This window comes from Bradyrhizobium guangdongense (assembly GCF_006483445.1).
Taxonomy (GTDB): domain Bacteria; phylum Pseudomonadota; class Alphaproteobacteria; order Rhizobiales; family Xanthobacteraceae; genus Bradyrhizobium; species Bradyrhizobium guangdongense_A.
Map to the genome: position 1 here is coordinate 1 of NZ_PPPT01000206.1, position 1,595 is coordinate 1,595.

At 66.3% G+C, this 1,595-nt stretch carries 2 protein-coding genes; both read right to left on the bottom strand.

The genetic code is table 11. From position 1 onward, the window contains the following. Positions 1-25: 25 nt before the first annotated feature. Positions 26-649 carry a 2,3-bisphosphoglycerate-dependent phosphoglycerate mutase gene (locus tag C2U70_RS27620; protein WP_140981789.1) on the bottom strand — a complete coding sequence of 208 codons (624 nt, stop codon included), beginning with the start codon at positions 647-649 and terminating at the stop codon, positions 26-28. Positions 650-674: 25 nt separating this feature from the next. After that, positions 675-1,490, bottom strand: a complete 816-nt coding sequence (gene dapB, locus C2U70_RS27625; RefSeq protein WP_140981790.1) for a 4-hydroxy-tetrahydrodipicolinate reductase — start codon at positions 1,488-1,490, stop codon at positions 675-677. Positions 1,491-1,595 lie beyond the last annotated feature (105 nt).

Consider the following 1,595-nt stretch of genomic DNA (forward strand, 5'->3'; position numbering starts at 1 on the left):
GCGGGGAGAGGCGAAGAGAGTTGAGTCAGCCCGCCAGATCCAGCTTCGACGCCACGGTCGAATCCGCGTTGAGGCGATAGATGATCGGCACGCCGGTGGCGAGCTCGCGCTTCAAGATGCCTTCGGGCGACAGCTTTTCCAGCACCATGATCAGCGCGCGCAGCGAATTGCCGTGGGCGGCGACCAGGGTGCGCTTGCCGTTGAGCACGCCGGGCAGGATCTCCTGCACGTAATAGGGCAGCGCGCGCGCGAGCGTGTCCTTCAGGCTTTCGCCGCCGGGCGGCGGCACGTCGTAGGAGCGGCGCCAGACATGCACCTGCTCCTCGCCCCATTTCTTGCGCGCGTCGTCCTTGTTGAGGCCGGAGAGATCTCCATAGTCACGCTCGTTGAGCGCGAGATCCTTCGACGTCGGCAGGCCGGTCTGGCCGAGCTCGGTGAGGATCAGGTCGAGCGTATGCTGCGCGCGCGTCAGCACCGAGGTGAAGGCGACGTCGAACACGAGCCCCTGCGCCTTGAGCTTGCGGCCGGCTTCCCTGGCTTCCGCGATGCCCTGCTCGGTGAGGTCAGGATCCTTCCAGCCGGTGAAGAGGTTTTTCAGATTCCATTCGCTCTGGCCGTGGCGCACGAGCACGAGAAGACGTTCGCTCATTCCTGCTTTCCGTTGGTTATAGCGTTCAGATGTCGGCGAGACCGAGCACGTCGGCCATCGAATAATGTCCCGGGCTCTTGCCGTGGGCCCACAGCGCTGCCTTCAGCGCACCGTGCGCGAACAGCATGCGGTCCTCGGCGTGATGCGACAGCGTCAGGCGTTCGAACGGGCCGAGGAAGCTCACGGTGTGATCCCCCGCCGCGGTGCCGCCGCGCAGGGAGGCGAAACCGATGGCGCCGGACTTTCGTACGCCGGTAATGCCGTCACGGCCGCGTTCCGAATGCTCGTCGAGCGAGACGCCGCGCCCGGCGGCGGCGGCCTGACCCAGCATCAGCGCGGTGCCCGAGGGCGCGTCGACTTTCATGCGGTGATGCGTCTCGACGATCTCGATGTCGAAGGTCTCGTCGAGCGCCTTGGCGACGCGCTTGACGACGGCGGCGAGCAGATTGACGCCGAGGCTCATATTGCCCGACTGCACCACCACGGCGCGGTTGGTCACGCTCTTGATCACGGCATTGTCTGATGACGAAAGGCCGGTCGTGCCGACGACATGAACGATGCCGCGCTCGGCCGCGATCGCGACATTGGCGATGGTGGCGGCCGGCACGGTGAAATCGAGGATGCCGTCGGCATCCTTCGACATCGCCCAGAGATCGGCCGAGAGTTTGATGCCATTGGCCGGCAGCCCCGCGAGCACGCCTGCATCCTTGCCGAGCAGCTCGGAGCCTGGTGCCTCCAGCGCGCCGGCCAGCACCGCGCCTTTGCTCTCGGAAATTGCCCGCGTCAGCGCCCGGCCCATCCGGCCGCCGGCTCCTGCAACAATCAAGCGCATGTCGGACATGGTGTGATCCTCTCGGGGGCCGTTGTAGCGGGGGGATGTTGTTCCGGCAACCGAAGGGTGCCCCCGTCATTCCGGGGCGGCTCGCCAGAGCCGAACCCGGAATCT

Excerpts from the sequence above, each read along its gene's own strand:
- C2U70_RS27620 (WP_140981789.1), bottom strand. The coding sequence starts at position 649 with ATGAGCGAACGTCTTCTCGTGCTCGTGCGCCACGGCCAGAGCGAATGG.
- dapB (WP_140981790.1), bottom strand. The coding sequence starts at position 1,490 with ATGTCCGACATGCGCTTGATTGTTGCAGGAGCCGGCGGCCGGATGGGC.